The sequence below is a fragment of the Marilutibacter aestuarii genome (genome assembly GCF_006546775.1).
Lineage (GTDB): Bacteria > Pseudomonadota > Gammaproteobacteria > Xanthomonadales > Xanthomonadaceae > Marilutibacter > Marilutibacter aestuarii.
Genome location: NZ_VICE01000143.1, coordinates 1 through 3,866 on the forward strand (window position 1 = coordinate 1; position 3,866 = coordinate 3,866).

Consider the following 3,866-nt stretch of genomic DNA (forward strand, 5'->3'; position numbering starts at 1 on the left):
CGCAAGGAGCGGCAAGGCGAGCTCGATGCGCTGGACGCAGCGCGCCCGCGTGATGCCAAGGCGGTCGCCGCCGCCAAGCGCGCATTGACGCTGGCGACCAAGGCCGCCGACGCCGCCACCGCGCAGGCCAAGGCGACCGCGGCCGAAGCGAAGGCCGCCGCGGAGGTCGCCAGGGACGCCCGGCAGGAAGCCAGCGACGCGGCGATCGCGGCGAGCATCCGCGCCACCCAGGCCGGCTTCGAACCGGCCCCCGGCGAGACCATCTGCGCGCTGAGCAGCCGCAACGTGGCGGCCGCGGTCAGGCGCCTGGCCAACGAGAAGGTCAGCGCCAACGACGCCTGGCTGGCCAGTCGCATCCAGAACGCCTACGACATGGACACCGGCGTGGTCTCGGGGGCGCCACCGTCCTCGACCTCGATCGAACTGCCCGACCTCGACGAAAGCACCGACGTCGAGATCGTCCGCGAGAACCTGCATGCGGTGCAGGCGATCTATTTCTCCTGGATGCTCGAGGAGATGCACCTGCCGCAGGTGGTCGAACGCATCGTCGAACTGTTCCGCGCCGGCCTGTTGCCGCTCGGGCGGGGCAAGGCCGGCGACTACCTGTTCAACTACTACAAGCGGGCCGTCGACCGGATCACCGAGGGCGAGCGGCGCGACCTGTACATGCGCATGTTCGGCGCGCCCGGCGGCGACCCCAACGCCAACCAGCCCAACCGCGAGTTCAACGACCTGTGGCTGCGCTTCCTGTCGGCGGTGTCTTCGTTCTCGCGCCAGCTCACGGTCGACCGGCTGCTGCGCAGCAACATCCCGGTCGCGGTCTCGCAGGAACAGGTCCGCAAGGCCGGTCGCGACCTCGCCGCGAACCTGTCGCTGCACGGCTATGGCATCGCCTACTTCGCGGCGACCGAGCTGCAGTCGATGATCCGCGAGTACCTGGAGAAGCTCAACGACCCGGAGATCCGCACCGCGTTCGGCGCGCGCGACATCTGGCAGGTCGTCGACCAGGTCAACGCCAACTACCTCGGCGGCGCGCGAAACACCCACCGCTACCGCACCCAGGCCCATGCCGGCGCGGTGATCATCCGCTGGCTGGCCAATCACCACCAGCGCCTGGGCGGTCGTTTCGGCGAGGTGATCGACATGAATGCGCTGACCAACCGGCAGTTGCGCGGCAGCGACCGGCCCACGGTGGAGCCCAACGACTGGGACCTGGTGCAGGCCTGCGAGCAGTGGCTGGCGGTCGGCGGCGTCAACGACGACCACGTCGAGCAGTTCGCGCAACCGGTCGAATCGCCGGTGATCACCAGCAAGCCGATCGAGATGCCCGCGTTCGCGCGCGACGCGCTCGAGTCGCTGACCGGTGGCATCGGCGAAGGCCTCAATGGCGCGATGCCGCCGATGTGACGCCACGCCACCCCGCACACACCGCCATGGAAACCACGCCATGAACATGCAACGAAGTGCCAGCGGCAAGCGGCCGATGGCGGCCCACGTCAAGCGTTCGCTGAGCACGGCGGCGCGGGCGCTGGGCACGCGCGATCCGCTGCCCTACCTGGACACGCTCATCGATCGAACCTTCAGCCTGCCCGATGACGACGTGTCGTACACCCGCAACGCCCTGACCCCCGGTGCGGTGCCCTACGAGCCATCGTTCTCCGAGGCCGAACCCGACACGCTACGCTTCACCATCGAGCCCCTGGGGCCCGGCGCCTCGCCGGTCGCCCGGCGCGACGAGGCGACCCGCGAGATGCGCCGGCTGGTGTGTCCGGTCTTCGGCCGCGATGCGTTGCGCTGGTTCGATTCACGCAGCGAGGAGTGGCGCGGCTTCGGTGGCCTCGGCTGGATGAGCTATGGCGCCTGGTTCGGCAGCGCCTTCGACGAGGACGGGCTGTACGCCACCAAGATCTACTACGAGCTGCTGCCGACCCAGATCGACGCCCTGGCGCCGCCCCTGGCGCGGCTGACCCGACAGGCGATGAACGAGATGCCCAGCCTGATGCCGATCTTCACCTCGATCGGCTGCAACCGCGAGGCGGGCAGCCAGCGCGTGACCTTCCTCCATCGCGGTCCGCTGGCCGTGTCCGCGCTTGGGCCACTGATGAACCGGCTCGGGATAGGCCACCAGTTGCCGAGCCTGATGCGCATCGTCGGCGTGGCCCTGGGCGGTCGTTTCGAGCTGCCGCCGGGTGGGGTGCTGATCGGCATGCGCAACAAGCCAGAGGGCGTGGAGATGAAGCTGGAGATCCTGCTGGCGGCCATCCCCGACCTGCCGGGCCGCTTCCTCGACCTGCTCAGGCTGGGCCTGGCCGAGCGTCCCCGGCAACTCGCGGCGCTGTCGCGCTGGCTGGAGGCCTTCGGCATGGAAGCCAACGAGCAGGGGCACTTCTCGGTGCTCAGCATCCGGGTGACGCCGCATTCGCCGGCCCGGATCAGCCTGTACGTGCGTCCGATCGAATTCGAAATGCGCGAACACATCGAGGAGGCGCGCGCCCTGCAGTAGCCGGGTGCCGGGCCCGCCCGGCCACCGGCCGCCGTTCGCACCGCCCGGTCGGGCCGATGCGCGCCGGCGCCACCGATACCCGCCACGCCGAACCCTGGAGCCAAGGCCATGTCCGCCATCTTTCCCAAGACCGTTCCCGCGGCCCGGGCCGCCGCCGCACCCATGGCCAGCCGCGAGACCACCGAAACCGTGCGCCGCAAGGTCCGGCAGATGCTGGAGCAGGCCGACGCCTTCGGCGAGTTGCCGGCGGACAAGCGCGAAGCCCTGGCCAAGGGCCTGGTGCAGATCGGCAGCTACCTCGCCGAGCCCGATGGCATACGCCTCAAGCCGGGACAGCAGAGCCCGCAGGTGCGTGCGCTGGCGGGCGACGACGGCGAACCGTTGCCCAATGCCGACCAGCCCGAGTTCGGCACCGCGCTGAAGACCGGCGTGCAGCAGGCCGGTGCGCTGATGGACGCGGTGAACTTCCCCGATTTCGTCACCGGCCTGATCGACGGCGTGTTCAATTCGATCGTCACCTCCTCGATCCAGCAGATGGAGGCCTACGCCAAGCTCGTCGCGGACGTTTCCAAGAGCCTCAACCAGTTCCGCGACGACAACACCACCCATAACCAGGGCCGCGACCAATTGGTCGAGCAGTTCCCGGACATCTTCCAACTGCAGATGGGTGGCGGCGACTGGGGCGATTTCGGCGGCTTCGGCGACGAGCCCGCCAGCACCGAGCCGCGCGTGGTGGTGCGCCCCGACATCGACGAGCGTCGCGCGATCGAGCGCATCAACCAGTCGCTGCCGCTGGAGAAGCCGTTGACGCGCCTCGACGACGAGCTGGTCGAGGCGCTGCTGGTGCCCGCGGCGAGGACCCAGATCGCCACCGGGCGCCAGCAGCTGCTGGCCACCCTGGTGATGCTGGGCATCAACCGCATCGTCGTCACCGACGGTCGCATCTCGGCCAAGGTCATGTACGACTTCCAGGCCCGCGACAACCTGAAGTACCGCTACAGCGCCACCAAGTTCGACCACGAGAAGGACGCCTTCGGCAACGTCGTCAAGACCCAGGGCCGGGAGGGCACTTACGAGCGCAGCAACGAGCAGGGCACCGCCGTGCGCGACAAGGACGGCAACGTGGTGCGGACCGGGTGGGGCGGCGGTCCCGCGCGCGAAGGCGGCAACTCCTATGCCAAGGGCGACTACAAGTACACCGAGAAGCCGATCATCAAGATGATGAGCACCTCGCAGCTGCAGAACGATGCCTCGCTGCAGGCACGCGCCAGCCTGGCCGGCCAGGTCGAGGTCAACTTCAAGAGCGACTACCTGCCACTGGAGAAGATGGCCAATCCCGAGGCGATCGCCGCGATCCAGATGA

General features: G+C 69.0%; 3 protein-coding genes. All 3 read left to right on the top strand.

What is annotated here, in order from left to right:
- Positions 1–1,407, top strand: a 1,407-nt coding sequence (locus tag FKV25_RS16315; protein ID WP_211345460.1) for a hypothetical protein, incomplete at its 5' end; no start/stop codon positions are given.
- Positions 1,408–1,447: 40 nt separating this feature from the next.
- Complete coding sequence (locus FKV25_RS14775) at positions 1,448–2,503, top strand: hypothetical protein (protein ID WP_246072113.1); 1,056 nt, start codon at positions 1,448–1,450, stop codon at positions 2,501–2,503.
- A gap of 108 nt (positions 2,504–2,611) precedes the next feature.
- The coding region (locus FKV25_RS14780; RefSeq protein ID WP_141519558.1) for a hypothetical protein at positions 2,612–3,866 on the top strand (1,255 nt) is incomplete at its 3' end.